This window comes from Mesorhizobium sp. M7A.F.Ca.US.002.01.1.1 (assembly GCF_004022955.1).
Lineage (GTDB): Bacteria > Pseudomonadota > Alphaproteobacteria > Rhizobiales > Rhizobiaceae > Mesorhizobium > Mesorhizobium ciceri.
In genome coordinates, this window is the sequence record NZ_RZQE01000682.1 from 1 (window position 1) to 2,437 (window position 2,437).

Genomic DNA, 2,437 nt, shown 5'->3' on the forward strand with positions numbered 1-2,437 from the left:
CATTTGAAGGTCGTGCGCGAGATCGACAGATCCTTCAGCCCCGACTTGACGAAGCTGAGCACCTCGTTGCGGCGCTCGGTCGGACCGACAAAGTCGGGCTGTCTCTCATAAAGCGCCAGCAATTTGTCCTGATAGGCGGAAAGCCGGAAGAAATAGCTTTCTTCCTCGTTCCATTCGACCGGCGACCCAAGCGGTTCGCGGCGCACGCCGTCGTCGCCGAGCGTCGTCTCGCTCTCGTCGAAATAGGCTTCCTGGCGCACCGAATACCAGCCGCTATAGCGGTCGAGATAGATGTCGCCATTGGCGGCCATCGCTTTCCAGATCGCCTGACAGGATTCGTAGTGGCGCGGTTCGGTCGTGCGAATGTATTGGTCATTCGAGCCGCCCATCGCCTCGGTCATTGCGCGGAAAATCGCCGAATTGCGGTCGGCCAGCGCCAGTGGCGTTATGCCTTCCTTCTCGGCCGTTTGCTGCATCTTCAGGCCATGCTCGTCGGTGCCGGTCAGGAAGAAGACGTCCTTGCCGTCCAGGCGCTGGAAGCGTGCCAGGGCGTCGGTTGCAATGACCGTATAGGCGTGGCCGATATGCGGCTTGCCGTTCGGATAAAAGATCGGGGTGGTGATGTAGAATTTGTCGCGTGACATGAATGAACCGTCATGAATGTCTGAATGGAAAGGCGTGGCGGTGGATATCGTATCGAGGCAGCATTTGCCATCCCGATCCAGGAAACCCAGTCACATTCGCATTGCAGAATTCAGGCGGTCGATCATGATCAAGGCGTGCTGCTTCTTATCGAGATTGTAAGTATCGGTCTCAGATATAGCGTCCAGCGCCTCATGCCAAGTGTCCGACAGCGTTTTGGCTCGTGCGAGATCGCCAGCCAGTGCTGCCTGACTTGCCGCGTTCGACAACAGGTCTAGCGCCCGGCGGTTGAAGATATCGAACTGGATCGCCTGATCGCGGCCGGCCACGGCTTCGGCGAGGCGGAACGCGCCGCCGACATCGCTCTTTCTCCCGGTGACCAGAGCGTCGAGCGTCGAAGCGATCTCCAGCCCGCCATACTGCGTCAAGAGGATCGCGTTGCGGGCGCTGCCCCCTGCCCGCTCGGCCAGTGCCGCGCGCGCCGCCGGATCCTCAGGCGGCGCCGGCTCGGTCGTTTCCAGCACCGTCATCAGGTCGTCGGCGTCGAGCGGGGTCAATCGCACCACCTGACAGCGCGACCGGATCGTCGGCAGCAGGCTGCCCGGCGCGTGGACAATCAGGATGAACAGCGTCCGTGCCGGCGGCTCTTCAAGATTTTTCAGCAAGGCATTGGCGGCATTGGTGTTCATGTCGTCGGCGGGGTCGACGATGACGACCCGGTAGCTGCCGTCATGCGAGGTTAGCGACAGGAAGCGGCTGACCTTGCGGATCTCATCGACGGTGACGACCGTCTTGAAACTCTTGGTCTTGTCGTTCAGCGGCCGGGTCAGATGCAGCACGGAAGGATGCGCCCCGGTGGCGATCTGGCGAAACAGCGACGACGCCGGATCGGGAGCGGCAAGGCTTTCCGGCGCCTGCGCGAAATCCGGGTGCTTCAGCAGATGATGCGCAAGGTGGAAGGCGAGCGTCGCCTTGCCGATGCCGACTGGCCCGGAAAAGATCAGCGCATGCGGCAGCTTGCCGGCGCGATAGGCGGCGGTGAGCACGCCTGCAGCCTGGCCGTGCCCGACCAGAAGGGGCGTTTCGGAGGGCTCCGGCACGCCGTCGAGCGTGTCGTGCTGCTCGGGTGCGATGCGCTCGAAGATCATGCCGGCGTCGCCTGCCTGTCGCGTGCCGGCGCTCTCGCCGCCAGCGCCGCGAACACTGCCGCGGTGACGACGTTCTCAACCGCGTCGGGCTCGGCGGCTGCGTCGACGACGATGCAGCGCTCCGGCTCGGCCTTGGCGATCGCCAGAAACGCCTCGCGGCGGGCCCGGTGGATCGCCAGCGTCTCCTTTTCGAAACGGTCGGCGACTGCCTCGGCGCCGCGCCGCAGCGTTGCGCGCCTCAGGCCTTCCGCTGGGTCGATGTCGAAGATCAGCGTCATGTCCGGCATCATGCCGTTGATGGCGACCTGTTCCAGCGCATCCATGAACGCCGGATCGATGCCGCCGGTGACGCCCTGATAGACGCGTGAGGAATCGAGGAAGCGGTCGCAAAGCACGATGGAGCCACGCTCGACCGCCGGCCGGATCACCTGCTCGACATGATCGGACCGCGCGGCGGCGAAAAGCAGCGCTTCCATCTTCGGCCCGAACGGTTCGGCTGCGCCCGACAGCAGCACATGCCTGACCGCTTCGGCGCCCGGCGAGCCGCCGGGTTCGCGGGTAAGCAGCACGTCGTATTTCTTGGCGCGCATCTTCCTGGCCAGCCGCTCGATCTGCGTCGACTTGCCTGCCCCCTCGCCGCCTTCGGA

Annotated in this window: 3 protein-coding genes; all 3 read right to left on the reverse strand. The window is 64.0% G+C overall.

Going from position 1 to position 2,437, the window contains the following annotated elements; genetic code table 11:
• Nucleotides 1–644 (reverse strand): methionine--tRNA ligase (locus EN932_RS33970; protein WP_164890781.1); only part of this gene is annotated, 644 nt, incomplete at its 3' end.
• A 90-nt stretch (nucleotides 645–734) separates the two neighbouring features.
• Nucleotides 735–1,790, reverse strand: coding sequence for a DNA polymerase III subunit delta' (locus EN932_RS33975; protein ID WP_127370208.1), 1,056 nt, complete (start codon nucleotides 1,788–1,790; stop codon nucleotides 735–737).
• Nucleotides 1,787–2,437: dTMP kinase (gene tmk / locus EN932_RS33980; RefSeq protein WP_128369429.1), on the reverse strand; the 651-nt coding region annotated here is incomplete at its 5' end. The genes tmk and EN932_RS33975, both read right to left, overlap by 4 nt.